This is a genomic window from Vibrio satsumensis, assembly GCF_050337435.1.
Classification (GTDB): domain Bacteria; phylum Pseudomonadota; class Gammaproteobacteria; order Enterobacterales; family Vibrionaceae; genus Vibrio; species Vibrio satsumensis.
Genome location: NZ_JAKJSX010000008.1, coordinates 94,307 through 120,129, shown reverse-complemented (window position 1 = coordinate 120,129; position 25,823 = coordinate 94,307). Strand labels below are relative to the sequence as shown.

Genomic DNA, 25,823 nt, shown 5'->3' with positions numbered 1-25,823 from the left:
TCAGACTTTAATTGATAGCAATGACCGGCTTATGATTCAGCAATAAGCTCTTGAAGGATCTGCTTGTACGTTTCGACCGTCTGCGCGCCAGTGACTGCACTCTTGCGGTTAAATACCACGGTAGGAACCGCAGAGATCCCCATACGTTGCCACTCAAACTCTTGCGCTTCTATTTGCTTCAAGTTGTCGGTGTTCTTTAGGCACTTCAGTGCCTTCGTTGAATCTAGCCCAACCGCTTCAAGTTCTTGCGCGATGACCTCAAGATCAGACAGATCTTTTTGCTCTGTGAAGTGAGCGGTAAAGAAGCGTAGCTTTAACTCAGTCTGTTTACCGTGCGCTAGTGCAAAATCCAGTAGCACATGCAGGTGGCGTGAATTGACCATTCTCATGTTGTCATAGAAGTTAAAATCGAAACCAACCGCTTTGCCACGAGCCGCAAGCTGTTCACGCGAACTTTGGCTCTCTTCCGCACTAGAACCGTATTTCCTCATGATATGGTCACGCAAGTTTTCACCCTCTTGCGGCATATCGGGATTCAGCTCAAACGGCTGCCATTCAAGTTCAATTTGCTCCGCTAAGCCAAGTTCCGTAATGGCTTGCTCTAAGTTTTTGTAGCCGACCACGCACCATGGGCACATTACGTCAGAAATAATATCGAGTTGAAGTTTCTTGCTCATCGTCATTCCAAATATAGTTGATAAGGCATGTCTACAGTAAAAGCAGGCATCCAATTTATCTTCAGACTACAACAACCTGAACAATCGTTCAAATTCAACTAATACCAATCACAGCACCTGTAGCCAACAAAAAAGCCAACTCATATTACCGAGTTGGCTTTGACCAAAATCTGTTCGAGCTAAAGCGCATTATGCTAGCAGCTTCTCTAGCACTTGGAACACACCCGCATCAACGTTACTTGGCGCACCAAAACGTGCGATCTCTTTCAGCTTAGGATGTGCGTTTTCCATTGCGTAAGAGTGGTAGCTCTCTTTAAGCATTTCCAAGTCATTCAGGTAGTCACCAAAGCTCATGGTCTGCTCGTAAGTGAAACCTAATGTGTTTTGCAGATGCTTGAGCGCCGCACCTTTTGACGCTTCAGCGTTCATCACATCCAACCAAATTTTTGCGCTCACAACCACTTGGTAATTCTCACCAAACTTAGCGTCGATGCTTGGGTTTACTTTCTCTTGTGAACCATCAAAGTGGCAAATAGCAACCTTGATGAAATCGTCTTCTACCGCCAGCAAGTCTTCTACTTGCTCACGGCGATGGTAGTACTTAGAGATCTCAGCTAAAGCACGCTCGTCTTTAGTTTCGATGTATGCCGACTTCTTACCACACAACACAACATGAGCGCCTTCGATAGCACGCGCTTCTTTGATGATGTCTTTGATGGCATCAGTATCAAGCAAGCAACTGTAAAGCTCTTGGCCTTTGTGCATCACTAATGTGCCGTTTTCAGCAACAAACATCATGCGGTCTTTAATTGGAGCAAAAGTTTCCATTAAGCTGTAATACTGGCGACCCGACGCAGCAGCAAAGATAATGTCTTGAGCTTCTAGTCGCTCGTACAGGTTGAAAAATTCTGGGGCTAATTTTCCGTGTTCATTAAGCAGAGTGCCGTCCATATCAGCAGCGATAAATTTGATGTTCTGTTGTGGCATTTCAGATACTTACCTTAAAATTGTAATGAGTCCACAATGTCGTGGGCAAGTCGTTGATTATATCTCAATCTAACCTAATTGATCCCCTCTAACATGATTAAATAACTAACATAAAAATCAATAAAAAGTGAAAAAACTGGGACTCATCATTAACTTATTGTTCCATTTATAAATACGCCATACTTTTGTGATATTACTCCCATAAAAACACCCCTAGCAGTGTTATTTTGCACAACTTTGCAACGAGTTGTTCACCTACATATTGCTTATTTATAATTTATGGTTGTTGATTAATGTTTTTTAGCTTCGAAATATTCCTTAAAGCCCTAATCACAACGAGCCTGATATTAGTCGTCTTCATTGTTGACCCACTTGGAATCAGAAACTCTGCCGAAGACCACTATGAAGATCATATTCTAAGATTATGGTCTCCATTCTTTAGTGAAACAGTTTCTGAAGACATTGTAGTTGTATTAATTGATGACCAATATATAGAAGAAACTAACACTTACCCGGTTAGCTACCGAAATCTTGCCCGGCTACTTAAAACTATCTCACGTTACGAACCACAATCCATGTTCTACGATATTCTTCAACATCATGAGCATTCCGATAATCTAAAGCGTTGGTTGCGCATGCTGGATAACCAGAAGTTCCCCATTTTCATGGCCAGCAACACCAATTATGACACTGAACAAAGACTTAATGATCCGGAATCACTAAGACACAAAATATCAAATGTCGCACAACTGGCAGCAGTATCTTGGAGTGGTGAAGGACGATACTACCCGTTGTCTGTCCCATGGAATGATAAGACAATGAACACCGTTGCGGCTGCGATGTATCAAGACTGGTGCGCACGAGACAAACAGTGCGATACCACATCCATCGGCAATATGGATGACGCGGTCATTGTCCAATGGAGCAACAAACACGCTAGTAACCAGGAGTCATTTTTTCCACTTGGGTTTGACTGTGGAGAACACACCAGCCAGTTTCAACAGTTAAAAGAGTTACTTGTCGTAAGCCTTACTCAAGGCATACAAGACCAAAATGATGTCGATGCCACGCTCAGAAAACGCTGTCCGCCCTTTCTTACTATTGCAGCTTCCAAGCTCAGTGCTCCTGGTGCAGCTGGTTCACCTGAACTAAAACAAGCCATTAAGGGGAAAATGGTACTCGTTGGTTACCATGTTACTGGTGGTGTCGATCTAGTTGTTTCACCCGTTCACGGCACGCTTCCTGGGGTCTACTTTCATGCTATGGCACTCGATAACCTAGTCACACTTAAAGATGACTACTGGCGTTCCCCTGACGACACTGGGTTATTTAACCTAAGTATTGCAGATATGGTTGAGATTTCAGTGCAAACCATCGTTCTATTTTTAGTCATTTGGTTTCGCTTTAACTTTCTAGAACAACAAGAAAGTCTGCAATTCAATGAAAGACAAAAACTTTGGGGCGCTTTCGTTCCGATGATAATCATCATTGCTGTCATCGCCATTTCAGTTGCCATATCTCACTTTGTACTTAACGTCGGTGCACCTAATTGGTATGGATTGGTTCTGATCATTTTTATCGACTTGCCGGTGTTTTTCTTCTTCATATTTGAAGCTTTCAGACCAAAACTCGAAATATATCGAGAGAAAGCCTGTGTATTCGCAAAAACAGCCAAGCATAAATTAAGAAAAATACAATAAACACATAATATTCAGTAAATAAGGAACATTTATGAAACTATTATCAACGCTAGTTCTAGGCTTATCATTAGGTTTTTCGACATCAGCAGCCATGGCGCAAGACCACGTCAAGATTATTGACTTTTTAGTCGATAATGTTTGGGTGTGTGACAAGAATAATGAATGCGCAGACGTATCAACGAAGACTTTACCTGACCCAACCCAAAGTGGGCTCATTGTTGAAAACTATGACCGCAAAGAACAGATGGTAATGGTCAAAATTGATGGCCAAGAAAAATGGTTTGACCAAATCGAAGTGCAGCTCAATAAAACTGCGGTGGCCAGTGTCGTATGTAGCACACAAGTCATTAGTGCCAAAAGTGACAGTGGTACTTACGCAACCCTTGGTTTAGGTGAGGGGTGTAACTAATGAAGAAACTATTTTGGCTAGCTGCGCCTTTATTAATATCAGGATGTGCCGTCGACAGCCTCAATAATCTTGTAGGCAGCAAATATGAATCTTTCGATGGTAAATATATCGACCAACACCTTGGTGAAACAAATTCTCCAAAGAAAAATACCGAGGCGAGCGCTGAGTTTTCGAATATAGTCAACACGCGCGCCGCTGCCGATAAAGACCTGATCGCAAACCCATACGTTAATAAATACCTAGAAGGTATCTTAGCTAAAATTCTTAAGCAGTGGGGCCAACCTGTCGATAACGACATTGCCATTATGGTCTCATCTGACCGCAGCTACTCTGCTTATGCAACACCTAGTACCATCGTCATCACTCAAGGCGTATTAGCCGATGCGGAATCTGAAGATGAGGTAGCGTTCATTATTGCACATGAGCTTTCCCATATTTTACTTAAGCATAACGACACCAATGAATACTTTGCTAAGCAAAGCGCTTTAGTCAGTAAAACGGCAAACATAGCAATGAGTACCGCACTCATCACTGATATGAAAACGGAAAAAACAAACAATGGTTACAAAATAACTAACCAAAATAAAAGCTCGACCAAAAATCTAATTAAAGACTCCTACCGTGCGGGTTTAACCATTAACCGCTTAAGTCGAGACGTTATTAGCTCTTCAATGAGCCGTAATGCTGAAGATGAAGCAGATCTACTCGGCATGGATCTCTTAGTAAAAGCGGGGTACAGCCCAAGAGCCTTCTCACCAGTACTTGAACGACTAGACAGTAGTCAGAAGTATACAACAGCTCAGCTCAAGGAAAAAAAACAAGACTTTCAAAGCTTTGTTAGCCTAGCGAGTGATGCGAGTAAGCACTTATCCAGTGAAAACAAATGGAGTAACTTAGGCTATTTAGCTGCAAATGAAGCTGGCACTCAACTTTTGCAGAGTTTTTCTGCCAGACATGCCTCTCCAATAGATCGCAAGAAAGACCTATCAGCTTACGTTAAACGTGAATATAGAAAAGAGCGTAAAAGATACGTGTCATCGACTGAATTCGAGAGGGTGGTAAAAAATGGTAAAGGCAAGCAGATCCAACAGAACTATTGGTATGCATCCGAGGCTTTTAAAGCCTTAGAGTTTGGAGATATAAAAACTGCAGAAACGCTCGCAAGAAAAGCAGTATCTGGTCCAACTAAAAATCATGCTTACCCGCGTTTAGCTTTCTATGGAGTACGAAAAGCACAAAACTTAGACTCGAAAGCACTGCAGAATCTAGCCCTGATCAAGAACTGGGACTACGCCTCAATTCAAACTTTCACGTTAGCTGCACAATCTTATCGCGAACAGAAAAAGCCAACCAACTCGCTCAAACTTCTCGCAAAAGGTGAACAAGTTATCGGAACCCAAGTTCCATTCTTCCCCGAGTACATTTCAGCACACAAAGCATTAGGAAATGACACCCAAGTAGCGGAGCTTCTTACACAATGTAAGGGATTAAGTGAAAGTAATATCGTTGCTCAATGCCATAACAGTGCAGGAGTTGCGATTCCACAAAGCGCAGAATCAAGTAGCAGCCTAATGGATTCTTTTAATTCTTTAACCTCGTTGGTAGAACTTTAGTCACAATAGGCACCAGTAAAAGATTTCATTATTGGTGCCTTCATTTGCTAAGGGGTCACGCCTGCCAACTTCAACCAAACTTCACGGTAGTCTTGCCTATTAGCCTTACTTCCCTGAAACTCACTTCGAACAATCAGCCCCTCTAGAAAGACCATCATCATTTCAGGTCGCACGTCATGAGATTTCTTTTCCGGAAGCAACGACACAATAAGTTCTTTCAACCATGATTTGTGCTGTTGTGAAAGCATCGCAATGTCATCTTCCGACTCTTTAAATTCGGCGAGTGCGTGCATGAACATGCAACCTTTGAAGTCAGCTTGTTCAAACCACGCAAGGTGCCAATCTAACAGCGCATCAAGTTGGTTTTGTAACCCAGAAGTTGATGATAGCACCGCTTCTAAACTCGACTCGAAGCGCTGATGACGCCTTTCTAACACGGCTTCGATCAGCTTGGTTTTCGAGCCAAAATGGCGGTACATGGATGTCTTGGAAACCGCCGCTTCGTCTCGGATCATATCCACCCCAACAGCGGTATAGCCAAACTGATTAAACAACGACTCAGCTACATCCAGAATCAAATCTTTTTTACTCATCGTTCATCAACCTCAAATCGCTCTGAAATCGTAGAGCTCAATTTCTCGTTGCAAGAAGTGTACAGATCTGTATCATTCAAATCAAACAGTACAGATCTGTACACTTTCAATAAAACGAGATAACGAAGAGGAAACGATTATGATCAGCAAACTATCTGGTGGTGGAAACCTTCCTCCGAAGGCAAGCATTAGACAGCTTGTTAAAGGTTTTATTGGCGGTACGCTGGGCATCTTAATCTTGTGCTTATTAGCCGAAAGCTCTGGTTTCCCGTGGTTAATGGCGCCATTTGGTGCGACGTGCGTACTACTGTTTGCGGTGCCGGCATCGCCGTTAGCGCAACCTAGAAACGTCATTGCGGGTCACTTTCTTTCGTCTGCTGTGGGCCTAATCGCGTTATATGGCTTTGGGGATTCTTATGTGGCCATGGCTATCGCTGTCGGCTCATCCATCATGTTGATGCAATACTTTCGAGCGATTCACCCACCCGCAGGCGCGAATCCGATTGTGATAGCTTTGGCAGGTACTGCGCATGTGGATTGGACGTTCTTATTCACTCCCGTATTAATCGGCAGCATCGCTTTGGTTGGTATTGGTACGCTATTGAATAACAGCGATTCACAGCAAAAGTGGCCGTTATACTGGTTTGGTTCGTCCAAGTCTTAGTCCGTTGAATTTCAATGGTAAGTTTGGATTTTGACACCCAATTTAAAAGCAAATTGAAAGATCACATTGACCCTTACATAAAATGGGCTTACTATTAATCGTCTTTTAACGATTATGGAAAGCGAAACATCAATATGAACGAAACTTGCTCTACAACTGGTGGCTGTGCTCTACCAATCGGACATGGTGATGCCGAAGCTGAAAAGCAAATGGCAGCTCTAGCGAAAGCGCTCGCTCACCCGGCAAGAATACGTATATTGAGTATCCTTTCAACGTTAGAAAAATCGGGCGGCTGTTTGAACAGTGACTTGGTGAGTGAATTAGGTTTGGCTCAGTCAACGGTATCTGAGCACTTACGAATCTTGAAGAACTCAGGCTTTATCACTGCCGAATCGATACCACCGAAGATGTGCTATCGCATTAACCGAGATAATATTCTGCAATTTGAATCGCTTATCGACACCATTTTAAAATAGATTAACCACGCTTAGTTTGTCGAACACAATAAACTAAGCGTATTTTTTGCCTTTAAATATCGCTTTTCGACGATTAACGATATCAACCAAAGAGATAATATCATGAAACCAAAATTAGGTTTTCTCGATCGCTACTTAACGCTGTGGATCTTCATCGCCATGGGCATTGGTGTACTGCTTGGCACCTTGTTCCCACAAATCGAACAGTGGAACGAATCGATGTCTGTTGGCACAACCAACATTCCACTTGCGATTGGCCTTATCTTAATGATGTATCCACCTTTGGCTAAGGTTAACTACAACCTATTAGGCACTGTGGTCAAAGATAAGAAAGCCATCAAGCTCTCTTTGATCATGAACTGGTTTGTTGGCCCAATCCTCATGTTTGTACTGGCACTGACTTTCTTAGGTGATCACCCAGGTTACATGGTGGGTGTTATTCTGATTGGTCTTGCTCGTTGTGTGGCAATGGTTCTGGTTTGGAACGACATCGGCGGCGGTAACAAAGAGTACGGCGCGGCATTGGTTGCTCTAAACAGTGCATTCCAAGTGGTGAGCTACAGCTTTATGGCGTGGCTATTCATCAGCGTTCTTCCACCTGTATTTGGTTACGAAGGCATGATGGTTGATATCTCGATGATCGATATTGCACACAGTGTTCTTATCTACCTAGGTATCCCATTCCTAGCGGGCTTCTTAAGCCGTAAGATCCTAGTGTCGATGAAAGGCGAGCAGTGGTACAACGACGTGTTTATTCCACGCATCTCACCAATCACACTGATTGCTCTACTGGCAACTATCGTTCTAATGTTCAGCCTAAAAGGCGAGATGATTGTTGAACTGCCAATGGACGTATTGTTGATTGCTGTCCCACTGACTATCTACTTCACAGCGATGTTCTTCATCAGCTTCTTCATCGGTAAGAAGATGGGCATTGAGTACGACAAGAATGCATCAATTGCATTCACAGCGACGGGTAACAACTTCGAGCTAGCGATTGCCGTAGCAATCTCTGTATTCGGTATCAACTCAGACCAAGCGTTTGCCGGTGTTATCGGTCCACTGATTGAAGTACCTGTGCTGATTTACCTAGTGAACGTTGCACTTAAGATGAAAGACAAGTACTACAACGGTCTAACAGTGAAATCTGCGAACTAGAAAATCGCGTATCGCTTTAAACAGAAAGGCTCACAAATTACTTTGTGAGCCTTTTCTTTATTCAGTTTCTTCCAATTTAAGTCTCATCCAGCTTATGTTTCGTCCAATAGGCCTTTCAATGCTTGTTCAAGCCAAAGCAATGCAGGCCCTTTCGAGCGTGTTTTGGATAAAACCAGATCAACCGGAGGCGACCATGTTTTGTGATCAAACGAGACATTAATCTCCACTAAACGCTGCTTATTAAGCTCCTCTTCGACAAGGTGTTTGGGTAAGTATGCCCACCCAATATCACTGCCGAGTACCACCTCTTTAATAACAATAAAGCTATTTGACCACCACACCTTACCGGCAATCAGCGGAAACTGATCCATCACCTTACCTTTGTCTCCCCTCAACATTAACTGACGATGCGGGAGTAAATCAGAAAGTTTCGCAACACCTGTTTTTGCGAGCGTATGACTTGGATGACACACAGCAATAAACGGCAAGTGGCCGATAAAACAAGGCTCAGAGCCGACGTCAAAAGCCAAGTTGGTAAACATCAATCCAATGTCGGCTCTCTCTTCGATAATCAACGGGTTGACCTCAGTTGTGGTACACGCAACCAGTTCAACTTCAGTAGCAGGGAATTGTTTACTGAATTGACTAAGGATCTTAGATAGGTTCGGGACCAACAATGAATCATCTAATGCAATTTTGATGAGACCCTCTTCACCGCTCCTCATCGCATTAACCGTCACATTCAGATCTTCAACCTGAAGTACAATCGCTTTCACCTGTTTAAATAACTGCTCGCCCGCCTTGGTTAGTGAAGGCTTTCGAGTCGAGCGATCAAAAAGCTCAACATTAAAATCAATTTCAAGATTACTGATACCTTGACTCACCGCCGACTGCACCTTCCCTAAATGACGAGCACTGGCAGAAAATGACCCTAATTCAACGGCATACACAAACATTTTCAGCTGTTCAATGTTGTACATTTGGCTTCTCCACAAACAAACCATCACCATATGTGATGCTAACTATCTTTATATTATCACTTAACTAGATATTATTTAGCCAAGTCATTAGCCCATCGGCGGCTATTTAATCGTAAAGAGAGTTAGAAAATGTCACATAAAGAACGCATGTTACACATGGTGCTATTTGAATTGGTTGCTTTGGTTTTGATGGCAGGGCTTGCAACCTATATTACAGGAAACGGCGCAGGTGAAATGGCAGGCTTAGCGCTCGCAATATCATTGATAGCAATGGCTTGGAACTACATTTACAACTATGGCTACGACAAAGTATTCGGAGCTGACCGCAGTAAACGAACCAAGAAAACACGTGTTGTGCACGGATTGGGTTTTGAACTTGGCTTAATGACAGTGACTCTACCTGTCTTGATGTGGGTTCTACAACTCGACTTCCTAACCGTACTGATCATGGACATCGGCCTAGTGATTTTCTTCGTACTTTACGCGATTGCATTCAACTGGGCGTATGACTCGATTCGAGATCAATTGGTAGCGAAAGGAAAAGTTGCAGCTCTGGTTTAGAACTGTAATTTCGTACCTTATAACAAGAACAAACACCCAAATTAAACTGCCAAACTACACCGTAGCTGGCAGTTTATTCACTTATGCATATAAGCTCATTTGTTAACGCCCTTCTAACATAGCAAGAACATCACATAGCCCTTCGTAATTAAGTCTAATAATCCACCACTCACGAAGTAGCATCACAAATCCAAACATAAACTCCTCGTACCAGTTGCGCATCCGTTTACATATAGGTAGTTTGAGCGGCTTCGCAACCTATCAATTCGAGTAATGACGTTCATGCGAGCATCTTTTCCGAGCAAAAGTGTTCGGATTAACATTTCAAGTGACTTTAATTAACAATTTTATGCTCAAACGCTCATTTTTGGTGTTCGTTTATTTTCGAGTTCGCAAATATATGCACAATATACGTGCTAGATAAGCAAAACTAAAAAGGACTCGAACATGACAACAAATAAACACCCTTCTTTATTTGGGCAATGCTTGGCTGAATTTATCGGTACAGGATTACTCATATTTTTTGGCGTTGGCTGCGTGGCCGCACTGGTATTAACAGGTGCGACATTCGGACAATGGGAAATCAGCATCATCTGGGGCTTCGGTGTTGCGATTGCAATTTACTGTACTGCCGGCGTGTCAGGCGCACATATAAACCCTGCAGTAACCATTGCATTAGCTATGTTCCACGGCTTTGATAAAGCGAAAGTGCTGCCTTACATCATTTCGCAACTGCTTGGCGCATTCTGCTCTGCAGCATTGGTTTACAGCCTTTATAGCAACCTATTCACTGACTACGAAATTGCACATAACTTCGTTCGTAGCAGCCAAGACGCACTATCAACTGCTGGTATCTTCTCGACTTACCCACATGCTTCACTCTCTTTCTTCGGCGCTTTTGCTGTGGAATTCGTGATTACTGCAGTGTTAATGTTTGCCATCTTAGCGTTAGGTGATGAGAACAATGGCGCATCTCGCGGTGCAATGAACCCTCTACTGATCGGTATTCTTATCGCAGTTATCGGTGGTTCTTTAGGTCCACTGACTGGTTTTGCAATGAACCCTGCTCGTGACTTCGGACCAAAACTGTTCGCTTACTTTGCAGGCTGGGATTTCGCACTAACAGGTGCTCGTGATATTCCTTACTTCATCGTACCAATCCTTGCTCCAATTGTGGGTGCATGTTTTGGTGGTTGGTTGTACCCACGCGTTATCGGTGCTTACCTACCAATTGAAGGCCAAGGCTGCACAATTCCAAACCAATGTGAAACAGAACAAGAAGCTGAACAAGCTCAAGCTTAATCACTAAGCGCCCCTACATTTACTAAAATATAAATAATAAAAGAAAAAGGATTCTTACCATGACCGAGCAAAAATACATTGTTGCCCTAGACCAAGGCACCACAAGCTCTCGCGCTGTAATCCTCGACCACGATGCAAACATCGTAAGTTCTTCTCAACGCGAATTTACTCAGATTTATCCTAAAGCCGGTTGGGTTGAACATGATCCAATGGAAATCTGGGCAACTCAAAGCTCTACATTGGTTGAAGCGCTTGCTAAAGCAGGCATCCGCAGCGATGAGTTAGCAGGTATTGGTATCACTAACCAACGTGAAACCACCATTGTTTGGAACAAAGAGACAGGTAAGCCTGTTTATAACGCAATCGTATGGCAGTGTCGCCGTACAGCAGACATCTGTGAAGACCTTAAAGCACGTGGCCTAGAAGACTACGTACGTGACAATACTGGCTTAGTCCTTGACCCGTATTTCTCAGGTACAAAAGTAAAATGGATTCTAGACAACGTTGAAGGCGCTCGCGAAGATGCTGAAGCTGGCAAATTATTGTTTGGTACGGTTGATACTTGGCTGGTTTGGAAGATGACTCAAGGGCGTGTTCACGTTACGGATTACACTAACGCGTCACGTACTATGTTATTTAACATCAACGACCTATGCTGGGATCAAAAGCTTCTTGATGAGATGGGTATCCCTTCATCAATGATGCCAGAAGTGAAACGCTCTTCAGAGGTATACGGCCAAACTAACCTTGGTGGTAAAGGCGGTACTCGTATTCCAATCGCGGGTATTGCGGGTGACCAACAGGCTGCACTTTACGGCCAAATGTGTGTAGAAGCAGGCCAAGCGAAAAACACTTACGGCACAGGCTGTTTCCTACTGATGAACACAGGCCAAGAGAAAGTAACCTCAAAGAATGGCCTACTGACTACGCTAGCGTGTGGTCCTAAAGGCGAACCTGCATACGCACTTGAAGGTGCAGTATTCATGGGCGGCGCATCAATCCAATGGCTACGTGATGAGATGAAGCTACTGGCTGGCGCTGAAGACTCTGAGTACTTCGCAACAAAAGTAGATTCTTCAAACGGTGTTTACGTAGTACCTGCGTTTACTGGTTTAGGCGCACCATACTGGGATGCTTACGCTCGCGGTACGATTGTTGGCCTGACTCGTGGTGTTAACTCCAACCACATCATCCGTGCAACCCTGGAAGGCATTGCTTACCAAACGCGTGACGTACTAGACGCGATGCAAGCGGACTCTGGCATCAAACTAGCAAACCTACGTGTTGATGGTGGTGCAGTAGCGAATAACTTCCTAATGCAATTCCAATCAGACGTACTGGATACCGAAGTTCACCGCCCTGAAGTAACAGAAGTTACCGCTCTGGGTGCCGCTTACCTTGCTGGTCTAGCGGTCGGTTTCTGGGACAGCATTGATGAACTTCAAGACAAAGCCGTTCTTAACCGTACGTTCATGCCACACCACGACGAAGAGAAGCGTAACCGCCGTTACAAAGGTTGGAAGCGTGCTATCAAGTGTGCGCAGGTTTGGTCTGAACTGCACGATGACGACGAAGAGTAATCTAAGCGTGAGTTAACAGAGGAGTTCGAATAGTCACTCTCTTGTCGATTGGATTGTTCGAACCTCAGTAAACGAAACTAAAAAGAGCACTATTTTGTGCTCTTTTTTGCGTTTCGGGCTCAAATTTACCGCTCTGAGCACCGTTTTTGCGGTTTAGACACGATTCCTTACCATCATTACTTCTCTCTCTTCGTCAATTCGAGCACAATAGCGCGAGTTTATATTTTCGATTTTGACGCGCTAGAGAGCCTTTGGCGTGCAGGGAGTGGTAAGTTAAGTGAAGCAGATACCAAGACACCAGCAGATTGTAGACCTGGTTAAAACACAAGGATATGTGAGTACCGATGAGCTCGTTGAAAAGTTCGATGTCAGCCCACAAACCATCAGACGAGACCTCAACGAACTGGCCGATAGCAACAAAATCCGTCGCTATCACGGTGGTGCGACCATACCTTTAAGCTCAGAAAACACCTCTTACAACACGCGTAAAGCGCATAACTTCAACGAAAAAGACGTGATCGCCGACGAGCTGGTTAAACACATCCCAGATGGCGCAACCTTGTTCGTTGATATCGGAACCACACCAGAATCGGTTGCTCGCGCACTCAACAAGAACCATAAACAGCTAAGAGTTGTGACCAACAACATTAACGTTGCGAGCATCCTTCTGCCGAACCCTGAGATTAAGGTTATCTTGGCGGGCGGTGAAGTGAGAAACCGCGACGGCGGCATAGTGGGTGAAGCAACACTCGATTTCGTTAAACAGTTCCGACTCGATTTTGGTATCTTGGGGATCAGTGGTATCGACTTTGACGGCTCACTACTCGATTTTGACTATCACGAAGTTCGAGTGAAACAAGCCATCATCGAAAACAGCCGCAGTATCTTCTTAGCTGTCGACCACACTAAGTTTGGCCGTAATGCGATGGTTAAGCTCGGTAATATCTCTCAGGCACACATGGTGTTCACTAATAAGCAGCCGCCGGAAGAGGTTCTCAACATCCTGAAAGATTCAGACATTCCGTTAGAAGTCATCGAGACAACTCGCCCTGTGAGCGAATAACTCACCCAGTGCTCGATGAGGCCACTTTCTTAAATGAATCACGATTCTTTATAGAAAAGTTAAAAAGTAAAACTTGCTCACGACCACTGTCGCTTCTATGCTCGAATTAGACTTATTTGAACCTCTGCTTTCATAAGCAGAGGTTTTTTTATGCGCAAATCACATAAAACGCGCATAAACGAAAATAATAAATGACCGCAAACGAAAGTTCATATAGGATTCAATTATGTTCTAAAATGCTCGTTCGCTCAGAAAGAGGTCAAAACCATGAGTGCTCAACAAAATAATTCAAACAACAGTACATCTTCCACTTTAGACTTGATCGTGATTGGCGGCGGTATCAACGGTGCAGGCATCGCGGCAGATGCATCAGGTCGTGGTCTAAACGTTGGCTTATACGAAGCAAATGACTTCGCATCTGCGACGTCTTCAGCCAGCTCAAAGCTTATCCACGGTGGCCTACGCTACCTTGAACATTACGAATTTCGTTTGGTTTCGGAAGCACTCGCTGAACGTGAAGTCTTGTTAAGAAAAGCACCTCATGTTGCTCAACCAATGCGCTTCCGTTTGCCTCATCGACCATTTTTACGCCCAGCTTGGATGATTCGCTGTGGCCTATTCCTTTACGATAACTTGGGTAAGCGCACCACTCTTCCGGGAAGTAAGACAGTCAACCTAGCGAAATCAGGCCTACTGAAACCAGAAATGAAGACAGGCTTCGAATACTCAGATTGCTGGGTTGATGATGCGCGTATGGTATTGCTCAACGTGTTGGCAGCAAAAGAGAACAACGCAGAAGTTCGTAACTACTGCCGAGTTGAAAAAGCGCACCGTGAAGGCGGCATCTGGCATGTGACGATCCTTGATGTGATGACAAACCAACGTTTTGAACGTAAAGCGAAAGCGCTGGTTAACGCGGCTGGCCCTTGGGTTAAGCAGTTCTTTGATGATGGATTAGAGCAGGCTTCACCGCGTAATATTCGTCTGATCAAAGGCTCACACATTGTTGTGCCACGCATTCACGACGAACCACAAGCGTACATTCTGCAAAACAAAGACAATCGTATTGTGTTCATGATCCCTTACCTAGATAAGTTCTCGATCATCGGCACCACCGACCTTGAATACAAAGGCGACCCTCGTAACGTCGCAATTGATGATGTTGAAGTGGATTACTTGATTGATATCGTTAACCAGCACTTTGTTAAACAGCTTGGCCGTGAAGACGTAGTTTGGACATACAGTGGCGTAAGACCGCTTTGTGACGACGAATCTGATTCACCACAAGCGATCACTCGTGACTACACATTGGAATTGGACGCAGAGCTTGATCAAGCACCATTGCTTTCGATCTTCGGTGGCAAGTTAACCACTTATCGTAAGCTCGGCGAAGCGGCGCTTAAGAAGCTTGAGCCACACCTAACCAACATGGGTACACCATGGACAGCGAACGACACGCTTCCAGGCGGTAACTTTAGTTGCAGCAGAGAGCAGCTTGCGAAGATGATCCACACAAAATACCCTTGGGCATCTGAAGCGCTATTGCTTCGCTACGTGACTCAATTTGGTACTTACACATGGAAGCTATTGGAAGGCGCAAATAGCGAAGCTGACCTTGGCATCCAGTTCTCAAGCGAAGCGCATGGCGTTTATCAAGTTGAAATCGATTACTTGATCAGTGAAGAGATGGCAATGACTGACGAAGACATCTTGTGGCGCAGAACCAAACTTGGCTTGTACATGAGTGAATCAGAGCAACAAGCGGTGACGGATTACTTGAAACAGAAACTACAAAGTAAAGTGGTAAGCTTTTCTCAAGTAGGCTAACCCCACCAGCCCAAACATGGTTCAAGAGCATAACTAACCATGAAGCTTAGCGTCCCCCGCGCTAAGCTTTTTATATATCCAATGAAACCCAAGCTTATTTGTTCAGATAGGGACGGGAATGCAGAAACAAAAAAACTCCCGAAGGAGTTTTTATTGTCTCAATCTGCAATTCGCTAACTAACTATTTAATTTAGCTATTCAGCAAAATAACCCGCTAGCTAGGCAATTAAGCGAGCATGCAGTGAATCTTTAAGCTCAGAACGATCATGTTTTAGTTGGTGCATCGAGCCGTCATCAATGGGTGAATCTTTCAGCTCTAGTTTACGAATCTCTTTATCAAGGTTGTCGTATGTCTTCATATCTGCTGCAAAGCCATCGTCAGTTTTAGCAAGCTCAGCAATTTTGTCTTTCATTTCAGGAAATTCGTGAACAAGAGAGTGATTTTCACCTAGCATAGAAACCTCTTAAGTTGAGTAAAGTGATTGGTATTAAGCATTCATTATTTACCTTAGCAAGGGACTCAAATAACAAATGAGATCCAGTACACAGCCTAGAATTTAGACAACTCAAATTAACAAATTTACAACCTTCCCCCACAAAAGCTATGGTATTGGATTGAGGTTTTTCTCAATAACAAAATCTACCACTGACGATATACCATATCACCAAGTTGTTTTTAGCCTTTGAATAAAACAAAACCTCACTTGATCGTGAGGCCTTAGACAGGTCGTTGTTATAAACGATAGCTAACAAATATTGCTACATAAATTGGGGTTAGCTATTACAACCCCCCGAATGTACTCGATTCATATCATCACCAACCTGTGATTCAGACCCCGTAGACTGGCATCCTGCCACGAATAATAGCGTTACAGATAAGATAAGCCATTTCATAATAAACCCTCTTTTGATCATGACTAAAGCATAGTGCTTAAAAGCGCAGATACCTCAGCCATTAACTAAAGCCTTACCTGCCAATAAAGCCTTGGTTAATGAACAAAGTGTCGCTTCATTAATTAACGACCTGCTTTTGTACAAAAAACTTTCACTCCCAAGAATAAAAATTGCATAAAAGTGAAAGAGGACAGGCATGGAACTAAGAATAAGAGCTAGATGCTAATCACTCGTCGCCCAACGACCTTGATGCTGCAGCTTTTCTATCTCGTCGAAGTTCACGCTGTACATACAAATCTTTACAGAATTGAGCCCGCTAAGTGTGGCTTTCACACCCTCGTTAATGGATTTGTAGTAGCTCACTGTCGATTCCCAACTCATGCCACCAAGCAAACCGATCGTTTTCATTTTCTATTCCTTTAATTTCTGACTATCCCGATTAAAGCGTCATACGTTGAAGATTTATAGTACGTTCTTGCTGAAACTGAGACGAAGGCTTCGCTATTTAGCAAAAAGGCTCGAATTAACAATCCGAGCCTTTGTTGTTTTATCTGAAAGTTTATGAGGGTTAATACACCCCACACCAATCGGATTTCATGTCGATCAGCGTCCAGTCCTCTCTGGAATTCGCTTCATCTAGCGCTTTATCCAACTTACCAACATGAGACTTACGGTCGTACTTCCACTCTCGCTCAGCATCAGTGTGATGAACAATCATCGCCATTGAGTTGGGTTGGCTCGTTGCCCATTGCATCATAGCTTGGTCACCGTCTGAGTTGCCTACTGCTAAAATAGGCTTCTTACCGATAATATGCTGAATATTCGTGACCTTTCCAGCTTTGTCATCAATGGTCAAAATGGACGAATCCTTAGTAACCGTCGGCTTACCATCGTTGTAGCTGTAATTGTATTTAAGCGCGCTGCCGATGATCTGTTCGGTAGGAATGTGATAAGCTTGCGGAGCCCACGCTCGCATGAAATCAACACCACCTCCCGACACAATGTAAGTTTTAAAGTCATGCTCTTGCAGGTAAGTCAGCATCTCTTTCATTGGCTGATAAGTAAGGTCTGTGTAGGCTTTATTGAAGCGTTTATCTTTTGCTACCGCCAACCATTGCTCAACGTCTTGCTGGTATTGTTCTACTGTCATACCAGAATGTGTCGCCATGATGATTTTCAATAACCCTTCTTCGCCACTGCCCAGAACACTTTCAATATCATCTTTAAGCACAAACTTAAACGGTGCTTCTGTTTTCCATTCAGGGTGTTCAGGCGCCATCTCTTTTACACGATCTAGCGCAAAAGCAAGCTGGAAGTAGTAAGGCTTTTCTGACCAAAGCGTACCGTCGTTATCGAATACAGCGATGCGATCTTGGACCGCAACGAACATATCAGACTCAGCTTTAGTGGCTTGATCAACAAAATCCACAATAGCAGATTTACTCTCACTATCCTTCCATGAAGGCAGTAGATTCGGATCACAGTCTTTAGCAAAAGATGAGAAAGAGAGGCTGGATAAAATCGCGACAGATAAAAGGGTTATGTTCTTCATAGCAACTACCATGTTATTGAATTAATTGTAGCGTTTAATTCAATTCATCCTAATTGGTCTACTCTGATTTTCCACTTATGAACACTATAACTAATACTCATGTTGGTATTGGATTGGTGCCGCAGCGAATACTGGCTAGGAGTGCCATACGACGTATTTCTTGAGCATTTAAATTTAAAAGGAGGATAAGCAACAAAAGCAGAACTTCAATTCCTCAAAGTTCTGCTTTAACAATCCATTACTGCTTATACTCTGCGCTTTTTGAACGCGTGCCAGCCGGCGCTGAAAATTGTTTTTAACACCACACCGAGTGCGCTTAATTTAGGATCGGCGTTCTTGCCAGAGGCAATACGCCACATCTGATGTTCATACCAAACCAGCCCGACCATCGCCACTTTGTCTAATGCGGGTTTTCCTGTGGTTGGCACCGTTAATGGCATGCCGTGGCTAGGGTTTTCGATTAACTTGTTAGGGAAATCAGGATCAACCGCCATTGTGCGTGCAATACCAATAAAATCGGTTGCCGAGGTGTTTAGTGCTTCATTCATAGCTTGCGCGGTTCGAAAACCACCTGTGACCACCAGCGGAGTGCTGACGAGTTTTCTCGCCTTCACCATGTAATCCATAAAATACGCTTCACGCTTTACCGTGCTGGCCTTGATTGGTTCTGTTTTGCTTTTTGACCCCATCATTGATGGGCTTTCATAGGTGCCGCCGGAGATCTCAATCAGGTCGATACCGTTATCACTCAGTGTTTGTACAACCTGCATCGACTCTTCTTCAGTGAAGCCACCTTTCATAAAGTCAGCACTGTTGAGCTTAATCCCGACAGGGAAGTCGTCACCAACCTCTTTTCGAATCGCGCAATAAACCTCAAGCACGAAACGAAGTCTGTTTTCGAGTGAGCCACCCCATTTGTCTTGGCGTTGATTGTGTCTCGAAGACAAAAACTGACTTACAAGATAACCATGAGCACCGTGAATCTGCACGCCAGTAAAACCCGCTTGTTTTGCAAGCTTTGCACTCAACGCGAACTTATCAATGATTGCGATTATTTCCGTCTCAGTAAGAGCTCGTGGCGTATTGAAGCCTTTTTCTAATCCACGCTCTAAAGAGATAGCCGAAGGAGCTACCGGGCTATCACATAAGAATTTAGGAATTTGCTTACCTGGGTGATTCAGTTGCATCCATATCTGCGAACCATTCTGTGTTCCGGCACTCGCCCACTCACGAAATACGGTTAAGTCACTGTGCTCATCCAACACAACGTTTTTAGGTTCACCAAGCGCACCTCTATCGACCATCACGTTGCCCGTCATGGATAGACCAATTCCTCCTTGAGCCCAACGCTGGTAAAGCGTGACTAAACCTTGCTTAGGATTATGGTGTTTATCACCTAGTTGTTCACTCATTGCCGATTTGAACAGGCGATTTTTAATCACTTGACCATTAGGAAGAGAAAAAGGGTCGTTGAGGCAGATTGGATTCATGCGCGTGGTTACTTTCTTTGGTCTATATATTGCGTCTAGTATGCCCTATTTTATTCTACAGTTCCGAGCATTTAACGCCTATTTCGAAACAAGTTTCGCTCAATAAAAAATGCCAGCGGCATAGCAACTGGCATTAATCGATTATAAACAAAACCTTAAACAGGTGACTTAAATCATCACTTTACCGTGGATTTTTTGACCTTGGTAAATGGTGTCGATTTCCATTTATCTGTTCTCACCTCTTCACCGGGCGTGTACATGCGTAACACTGAATACCATTGGTGATCGGGGATAGGTAAGAAGTTAGGATCATCTTCATGCCCTTTTACATCACTACTCATGTAAATGGTGTAGCTGCCATCAGCATTAGGCGTTAGCGTTCTGTCTCCACGGGAATGACGGTTTAACTCGTTTTTCTCCATCAATCGGGTTTCACCACTGTAAGCCGTGTATGACCAAAAACCACCCTCTTCTAGCGGTGGCGCATCGAAGGTCACCGTGTAATCGTATTTTCCGCCATCGAGCGCAGCACCTTCACTATCAAAGAAGTCACCGCTATACATAGTGTGCTTCGCAGGCAGCCCCCATTGGCCCATTAAGGTGCCGTAGGCGTGCTGAAAGCTTGGAACCTTAGTCATTTCATCGCGAGTGCCTAACACGTCACGTGAATCATCAAAGCCCGCATTAATGATTCGTTCCAGTCCGTCTTTTTGACCAGACTCGATCATACTAAGCTGCTCTGCCGTAAATGGATGATTGGCTTTGTCTAATTCAACATCTCCTAAGCCAATGTACTCGAACAGTTCAAGCAGCTTTTGGTCATGCGTCTTCATTGTTCCTTCAGACAGGATGAAATTGGTTCGTTCGACCCAATTAGAATCTTCAGGGTCTGGATACTCGCGTTCAACAGGATCTGGCCCTTTCTGACCTAAATATTCCGACAACGTCCTAATATTCCATTGATCCATTAACTTTTGAGCAGTTGCAGAATCGTCACCACCAAGGTCCATGATTCGCCCCATCATCTTGACCAGCGGATGCTCGACATAGATGACTTGATCGACACTCGCAGGCACTTCACCTTTCCACCCTTCAACTGCATACATGAAGCTGCCGCCTTTTGTGCCTCGCTGTGGAGAGCCAAAAGCCGAGTCAGTAAAGTGCTGCATATTCATGGTATGAAACAACCAGTATCGATTGTCATCATGGTCTGGAATCGTAATGATGACCGGTTCTGCTGCTAGGTCCATCCAACCCATCAAGTGTAACGTGTCATTGTTAATCGTCGGATGCGCAGTGTAAGTGTCGTCAGCAAGTATTCGAATATTTTGGAATCGATTCAAAGGGTAGTCTTGCTCAACGACGGTTTTGTAAAAGTATTTGTATGCTTCATCTATCGAGTACGCGTACTCATAGGCAAGTTGTGCCAATAGCTGATTATCCTTTTTGAGCGACGCTAAACTCGCCATCTCAATGGGTAGAGTTTCCGTCTTGATCCCAATAGATGCGCTCGTCGCGTCCACGGATTGGCTCGCGAGTACCGAAGACGGAAGTGCAACCATGAAAGCACAAGCCAGTGTTGTCGCAAGTACGTTTTGTTTCATCATTTAATGTCCTAACTAAAAGCGAGTACGGAAGGTGATCCAAGTGTTGTTGTCAGTATCACCACTAAAAATGATGATGTTGTCACTATCGACCTTGTAGCCCAGCTGCATTTCAGTAGAGAAATCTCGTGTGTTCTCACCATCTAACCCGTAGGTGTATTGAGGAGCGAGTAGAAGATAAAATTGGTCAGCAAAATCGTACTTTAAGTAGTTAATACTACTGATGATTTGCGTGTCCTCAAACTGATTACTCTCCTCCCACATTTGTCCGTACGTTAGGGCGCTGTACAGGTTAACCTTGTCGCTCAGCTTGAACGACTGCATGATGCCCGCCGACGCATAGTTTGAGGTCATGCCGTCGTTGGAGAAGTCGTGTCCAGCATCAACAAACAAGCCAGTGCCCGTTTTCTTGTTGGGTGTGAAGAATCGTGCTCGATAGTTTTCAAAGTTGTTTTTGCCTTCCAGCTTACCCAACACCCCCCAATCGCCACGATTCACGCCAAATTGGAAGGTAGCGCCAAGCCCTTTATTGCCCGCAATTAACTCACCTCCCGTATAAACGGCCATGGGGTCAGCCATGTCACTGGCAGGTTCTTCTTGAGCGGAAACGGAAAATGCAAAGGAGATAAGAGCGAAGATAGAGAGTGTAAAAGTGGAAAAAGTGCCCGTGAGCAGACGTAATGGTTTCTTCATATTGTAGTCCAGTAGTCAGGTGTGCTTGTTACAGCACACCTTGCATTAGTCGTATTTGGCGTTAGTCAGCAACCACTGATTTATCTGCCATACCAATACCACCAGCTTTTTGCCTAGGTGGGAATGCTTTCAGTGATTTTTGATAATCTGCGGCGGCTTTTTGAAGCTCTGGCAGTACCCATGTTTTTTCTTTCATCCAAAGGAACCAACCGCGAGTATCAGGGCTACGCTCATATGGGTCTGCCTTAATGTTGATGAGCATACCTAGTGGCCAATCCTCTACTGGAGCAATCCATTCCGTTTTGGTTTTTAGATGTACTTTCCACTCATCCACGCGGAATGCGTTAAGACTTTGTTCGTTGTAGAAGAAGAACTCATGACGCTCACTTGCTGATCCGTTTGTCAGCATGTCTAACTGGTTATAACCATCAAGATGAACTTGATACTCTTCACCGTTCAGCTCTTTACCTTCTAACAGCTCTTCCTTAATGTTTTCTTCACCCACGGCGGCCATGATTGTTGGAACCCAGTCTTCAGATGTCATGAAGCCATCGGTATATTCGCCTTGAGGGATTTTATCTGGCCAGCTGACCAACATTGGCACACGGAAACCGCCATCCCACGTCGTCCCTTTTTGACCACGGAAAGAGGCAGAACCAGCATCAGGCCAATGATCTAGGTTTACGCCGTTGTCTGAGGTAAACAAGATTATCGTGTTATCAATTTCACCAAGATCTTCTAACTTATCGAGTAATACACCGATCTGGTCATCAAGTTCGATCAAGCCATCGTAATACGTGTTGGTTTGGCTCGCGCCTCTGTACTCAGGACGTACATGAGTTTTTTGATGCATACGAGTCGGGTTATACCACATGAAGTATGGCTGCTCGTCTTTCTCCGCTTCATGTTTATCAAGCCAATTAGTAGCAAACTCCAAAAATTCGCCATCCACTGTCTGCATGCGCTTGGCACCTAACGGGCCTTTGTCTTCAATCGTTTGTTTTCCAACCACACCAAATCTAGGATCATCGGTCATATCTGCAGTTTCCGTCGCAACGGTATGAATAACATTGCGAGGGCGACCTCTGAAGTCAGGGTCTGTGGGGAATTCCGGCTGTTCAGGCATCTCCATAACGTTGAGGTGGTAAAGGAAACCGAAGAATTCATCAAAGCCGTGCACCGTTGGGAGGTGGCTATTGTTATCGCCTAAGTGACTTTTACCGACATGCACGGTCGCATAGCCTTTGTCTTTCAGCATTTCGGCTAGGGTTGGATCTTCTTTTTGAAGGCCAAGCGAAGAGCCCGGCTGGCCGACAGACGTTAAGCCTGTTCGGAAAGGATATTGACCTGTGATAAAGGCAGAGCGCCCCGCGGTAGAGCTGCCTTGTGCGTAGTAATCACTGACCATCATGCCGCGCTCGGCAATTCGATCAATGTTCGGCGTATCCACCGCGCCTAAACCACGGTGGTAGGCAGACAGATCCGTTGGGCTCACATCATCGAGCATGATAGCAACCACATTGGGTTGGCTCGCTGCATGTACGTTGACGCTCGCCAATACCGAGAGCGCCAGAGCGGATTTAACAAAAGACTTATACATTTATAACCCTCATTCACTATGAGTAAATCGCTAGAACCACACCGACAATGATGTATGTCTCAGCGAACCGTTGTTTAAATAAATGGTATAAGAAAGAGGCCAAAAATGGCTTGATAGCCACTATTACGATTTTTAATAGTGATAGTTAGAAAGGGAAGTTATTTAAAGGGAATAGTAGCGTGATGCTAGGATTGAATAATCGACGCAATTTCTTTTTGAAGCCAATCCGTGAACGGGTTATTGCGGTTTGCTTGATGAGTAAACAGTGCCAACTCTCGACGATAGGTGTCTTTCAACATTTCCGACGGTAAATCGATACAACGATAAGAGTGATCAAGCAAATAGCGGCATTTCGACGATGTAATATAGATAAAGTCACTGTCCTTAACGATCTCCAGCATCAAGTTCATATTGTTGCTTCTGAGCGCGATGTGTTTATCTAAGTCATATTTTTTGATCAACATTTCCGCCTTGGACGGCTGAATGTAACCAGGGATCATATTGATACAGAGTGGGTATTTCAGAATGTCCTCAAGAGAATTGCCTTGAATTGGGTGATCAGCTCTTATCACCAACATGAACTTATCAAAGCCAACCGGGCGCTCGGTCAGGGTTTTATTGACGTCCATAGGAAGATAACTCACTCCCCAACACATGCGGTTGGTCTCTAGGGACTGGACGCCATTATCTAACCAAGGCGAACATTGAAACGTCACTTGCGGCGCTTCTTTGGTCAGCTTTTTGATTAACGGCACACCCACTGGGATCAACAATGGGGAAGGTAACATGACTTGAACCTCCCCTCTTAAATCTTCCAAGTCCCACTCTTCATTGGGGATATAAAGGTTGTCTAGTTGTTCTAATAGCAGAGGCAAGGTTTCGATGAGCTTCAAGCATTTTGGGGTAGGTTCAAGCCTCGCTTTATCTCTAACAAACAATTCATCATCAAATTGTTCTCTGAGCTTACGAAGCATGACACTGATCGTCGGCTGACTTACGTTTAAGGCTTTTGCTGCGCTTACCGTTTGGCGAGTTTCATTGAGCACCAAAATAAGCCGCAGTAAGTTTAGATCTCTGGTCATGCCCGACTCCAAGTTATTTAGAAAAGTGGGAAGTACGCTGGCGAATACCCTTTTTTCATCGCTTCTACCATTGGCAATAATTTGGGTAATGCGTGACGAAAAAACATCTCATACCCTTGGCACAAATGATTCATCGCGCTGCCATCTTCGGTTGTTGCTATTCTATTCTTAGGGCAGCCACCTTGGCAAAGCTCAACAAAGTCACAACCTCGACAAGTGCTGTTCAGTTCATGATATTTATTGGTGCCAAACGCTATTTGTTCTGGTGAGCTCGCCATGGTTGCAAGCTTATCACTATTCACAGTACCCAGTTGATGATCTTGGTACCCATAATGGTCACAACTGTAAACATTGCCGTCATGCTCAACCATTAATTGCTGTCCACAAGTCGCGCTATGATGGCACATTTGACTTTGGTAACCCATCAACACCATTAGACAGTTTTCAAAAAACTGGATATACACTTTACCGACATCATTGGCGACCCACGCATCAAACAAATCACAAAGGAACTGTCCCCATTGCTCACCGGTTAGCGACCAGTCGTGCCCTGTTCGCCTATCCAATTCATGATCGATACAAGGCTGAAATTGCATATAACCGCTGCCATTTTCAACCAAAAATTGATAGATCGTTTTACCGTGTTTGTAGGTTTTATTATTCACGACCGTTAACGTATTAAACTCAACGTTGTGCTTTTTTAGATAAGACATCCCACGCATTGTGCGTTCAAAAGACGACTGACCATTTTTGTCGATCCGGGCGATGTCATTCAGAATGTTGGGGCCATCGATACTGATGCCCATCATGAAATTGTGTTTAGCAAAGAAGCTCGCCCAGCGATCGTTAATCATGGTTCCATTGGTCTGCATGGTATTTACGACACGCTTTTTCGTCGCTTTGCTTGCCTGTGCTTTCATTGCCGTTTCATAGAAATCGAGCCCTCTTAACATGGGCTCGCCACCATGCCAGATAAAGTCCACTTGCTGAACTTTCATTGGCTGCGCGTCGATATGAGCTCCGACAATTTGCTCCATCATGTCCAGAGACATCGAAGACCTTTTGTCGCCATCTTGTCTATTGAGGTAATAGCAGTAGCTACAATCCAGATTGCACTGAGCCCCTTCGGCTTTAATGAATAAGCTAAAAGGATGAGTTGATGTGTTCATATTGATTCCCGTACTTTTTTGTCAACATATCAACCGCAAATCAATCAAACAATAGCGCCTCAGCCGACCTATTAACACACGCTATCCAAGCGCCTTACCACTTAGAAAAAATATCAAATAAAGCAATGAGTTAAATGACAAAAATAGCG

Annotated in this window: 23 protein-coding genes and 1 pseudogene; 11 read left to right on the top strand and 13 right to left on the bottom strand. The window is 44.1% G+C overall.

Going from position 1 to position 25,823, the window contains the following annotated elements; genetic code table 11:
- Positions 1–29: 29 nt before the first annotated feature.
- Both L4C44_RS11560 and L4C44_RS11555 read right to left on the bottom strand, forming a co-directional pair.
- Complete coding sequence (locus L4C44_RS11560) at positions 30–677, bottom strand: DsbA family oxidoreductase (RefSeq protein WP_428805063.1); 648 nt, start codon at positions 675–677, stop codon at positions 30–32.
- A 189-nt stretch (positions 678–866) separates the two neighbouring features.
- On the bottom strand, positions 867–1,664 hold the full coding sequence (locus tag L4C44_RS11555; protein ID WP_327784716.1) for a Cof-type HAD-IIB family hydrolase: 798 nt from the start codon (positions 1,662–1,664) through the stop codon (positions 867–869).
- Between the two features lie 293 nt (positions 1,665–1,957).
- Between L4C44_RS11555 and L4C44_RS11550 the strand changes: the two genes are divergently transcribed.
- From L4C44_RS11550 to L4C44_RS11540, 3 genes are read left to right on the top strand one after another with little or no spacing between them, the layout of a single operon-like run.
- Positions 1,958–3,364: a CHASE2 domain-containing protein gene (locus tag L4C44_RS11550; RefSeq protein ID WP_146491059.1), complete on the top strand. Its 1,407-nt coding sequence runs from the start codon at positions 1,958–1,960 to the stop codon at positions 3,362–3,364.
- Positions 3,365–3,395: 31 nt separating this feature from the next.
- The gene (locus L4C44_RS11545) at positions 3,396–3,773 is read left to right on the top strand and encodes a hypothetical protein (protein WP_048660953.1); all 378 of its coding nucleotides are present in this window, start codon (positions 3,396–3,398) and stop codon (positions 3,771–3,773) included.
- Positions 3,773–5,386, top strand: a complete 1,614-nt coding sequence (locus tag L4C44_RS11540) for a M48 family metallopeptidase (protein WP_428805062.1) — start codon at positions 3,773–3,775, stop codon at positions 5,384–5,386. Before L4C44_RS11545 ends, L4C44_RS11540 begins: the two co-directional genes overlap by 1 nt.
- Before the next feature lie 47 nt (positions 5,387–5,433).
- Here L4C44_RS11540 and L4C44_RS11535 read toward each other — a convergent pair whose 3' ends face one another.
- Positions 5,434–5,979, bottom strand: coding sequence for a TetR/AcrR family transcriptional regulator (locus L4C44_RS11535; RefSeq protein WP_428805061.1), 546 nt, complete (start codon positions 5,977–5,979; stop codon positions 5,434–5,436).
- 139 nt (positions 5,980–6,118) lie between these two features.
- On the opposite strand from L4C44_RS11535, the gene L4C44_RS11530 reads away from it, so the two are divergent.
- The 3 genes from L4C44_RS11530 (at position 6,119) to arsB (ending at position 8,277) form a co-directional block, all read left to right on the top strand.
- The gene (locus tag L4C44_RS11530) at positions 6,119–6,643 is read left to right on the top strand and encodes an HPP family protein (protein WP_428805060.1); all 525 of its coding nucleotides are present in this window, start codon (positions 6,119–6,121) and stop codon (positions 6,641–6,643) included.
- 134 nt (positions 6,644–6,777) lie between these two features.
- A complete protein-coding gene (locus tag L4C44_RS11525; RefSeq protein ID WP_146491064.1) occupies positions 6,778–7,119 on the top strand; it encodes an ArsR/SmtB family transcription factor in 342 nt (113 codons plus the stop codon).
- Positions 7,120–7,221: 102 nt separating this feature from the next.
- The gene (gene arsB / locus L4C44_RS11520) at positions 7,222–8,277 is read left to right on the top strand and encodes an ACR3 family arsenite efflux transporter (RefSeq protein ID WP_146491065.1); all 1,056 of its coding nucleotides are present in this window, start codon (positions 7,222–7,224) and stop codon (positions 8,275–8,277) included.
- Positions 8,278–8,369: 92 nt separating this feature from the next.
- Here the strand turns inward: arsB and L4C44_RS11515 are convergent, their stop codons facing one another.
- On the bottom strand, positions 8,370–9,257 hold the full coding sequence (locus tag L4C44_RS11515) for a LysR family transcriptional regulator (RefSeq protein WP_428805059.1): 888 nt from the start codon (positions 9,255–9,257) through the stop codon (positions 8,370–8,372).
- 129 nt (positions 9,258–9,386) lie between these two features.
- Between L4C44_RS11515 and L4C44_RS11510 the strand changes: the two genes are divergently transcribed.
- The 5 genes from L4C44_RS11510 (at position 9,387) to glpD (ending at position 15,590) form a co-directional block, all read left to right on the top strand.
- Positions 9,387–9,818, top strand: coding sequence for a PACE efflux transporter (locus L4C44_RS11510; protein ID WP_146491067.1), 432 nt, complete (start codon positions 9,387–9,389; stop codon positions 9,816–9,818).
- Positions 9,819–10,265: 447 nt separating this feature from the next.
- Positions 10,266–11,120 carry an MIP/aquaporin family protein gene (locus tag L4C44_RS11505; protein WP_285953883.1) on the top strand — a complete coding sequence of 285 codons (855 nt, stop codon included), beginning with the start codon at positions 10,266–10,268 and terminating at the stop codon, positions 11,118–11,120.
- 59 nt (positions 11,121–11,179) lie between these two features.
- Complete coding sequence (gene glpK / locus L4C44_RS11500) at positions 11,180–12,700, top strand: glycerol kinase GlpK (protein WP_017064019.1); 1,521 nt, start codon at positions 11,180–11,182, stop codon at positions 12,698–12,700.
- A 277-nt stretch (positions 12,701–12,977) separates the two neighbouring features.
- Positions 12,978–13,763 carry a DeoR/GlpR family transcriptional regulator gene (locus L4C44_RS11495; protein WP_428805058.1) on the top strand — a complete coding sequence of 262 codons (786 nt, stop codon included), beginning with the start codon at positions 12,978–12,980 and terminating at the stop codon, positions 13,761–13,763.
- 267 nt (positions 13,764–14,030) lie between these two features.
- Positions 14,031–15,590, top strand: coding sequence for a glycerol-3-phosphate dehydrogenase (glpD, locus tag L4C44_RS11490; protein WP_372385651.1), 1,560 nt, complete (start codon positions 14,031–14,033; stop codon positions 15,588–15,590).
- Positions 15,591–15,808: 218 nt separating this feature from the next.
- On the opposite strand, the gene L4C44_RS11485 is transcribed toward glpD, so the two are convergent.
- The 9 genes and pseudogenes from L4C44_RS11485 to L4C44_RS11445 form a co-directional block, all read right to left on the bottom strand.
- On the bottom strand, positions 15,809–16,045 hold the full coding sequence (locus tag L4C44_RS11485; protein WP_012600119.1) for an HP1242/YdcH family protein: 237 nt from the start codon (positions 16,043–16,045) through the stop codon (positions 15,809–15,811).
- 673 nt (positions 16,046–16,718) lie between these two features.
- Positions 16,719–16,892 (bottom strand): annotated as a pseudogene (locus tag L4C44_RS11480) (aspartate/glutamate racemase family protein); the annotation flags it as partial.
- Positions 16,893–17,052: 160 nt separating this feature from the next.
- Positions 17,053–18,036: an HAD family hydrolase gene (locus L4C44_RS11475; protein WP_428805057.1), complete on the bottom strand. Its 984-nt coding sequence runs from the start codon at positions 18,034–18,036 to the stop codon at positions 17,053–17,055.
- A gap of 245 nt (positions 18,037–18,281) precedes the next feature.
- A complete protein-coding gene (locus L4C44_RS11470) occupies positions 18,282–19,526 on the bottom strand; it encodes an NADH:flavin oxidoreductase/NADH oxidase family protein (protein ID WP_146491073.1) in 1,245 nt (414 codons plus the stop codon).
- Between the two features lie 176 nt (positions 19,527–19,702).
- Positions 19,703–21,133: a DUF1254 domain-containing protein gene (locus tag L4C44_RS11465; protein WP_428805056.1), complete on the bottom strand. Its 1,431-nt coding sequence runs from the start codon at positions 21,131–21,133 to the stop codon at positions 19,703–19,705.
- 12 nt (positions 21,134–21,145) lie between these two features.
- Positions 21,146–21,823 carry a hypothetical protein gene (locus L4C44_RS11460; RefSeq protein ID WP_146491075.1) on the bottom strand — a complete coding sequence of 226 codons (678 nt, stop codon included), beginning with the start codon at positions 21,821–21,823 and terminating at the stop codon, positions 21,146–21,148.
- 61 nt (positions 21,824–21,884) lie between these two features.
- Positions 21,885–23,423 (bottom strand): sulfatase-like hydrolase/transferase, encoded by a 1,539-nt coding sequence (locus L4C44_RS11455; protein ID WP_146491076.1) that lies wholly within the window; start codon positions 23,421–23,423, stop codon positions 21,885–21,887.
- Positions 23,424–23,608: 185 nt separating this feature from the next.
- Positions 23,609–24,505, bottom strand: a complete 897-nt coding sequence (locus L4C44_RS11450; protein ID WP_428805055.1) for a LysR family transcriptional regulator — start codon at positions 24,503–24,505, stop codon at positions 23,609–23,611.
- A gap of 17 nt (positions 24,506–24,522) precedes the next feature.
- Positions 24,523–25,674 (bottom strand): anaerobic sulfatase maturase, encoded by a 1,152-nt coding sequence (locus tag L4C44_RS11445; RefSeq protein ID WP_327784709.1) that lies wholly within the window; start codon positions 25,672–25,674, stop codon positions 24,523–24,525.
- Positions 25,675–25,823 lie beyond the last annotated feature (149 nt).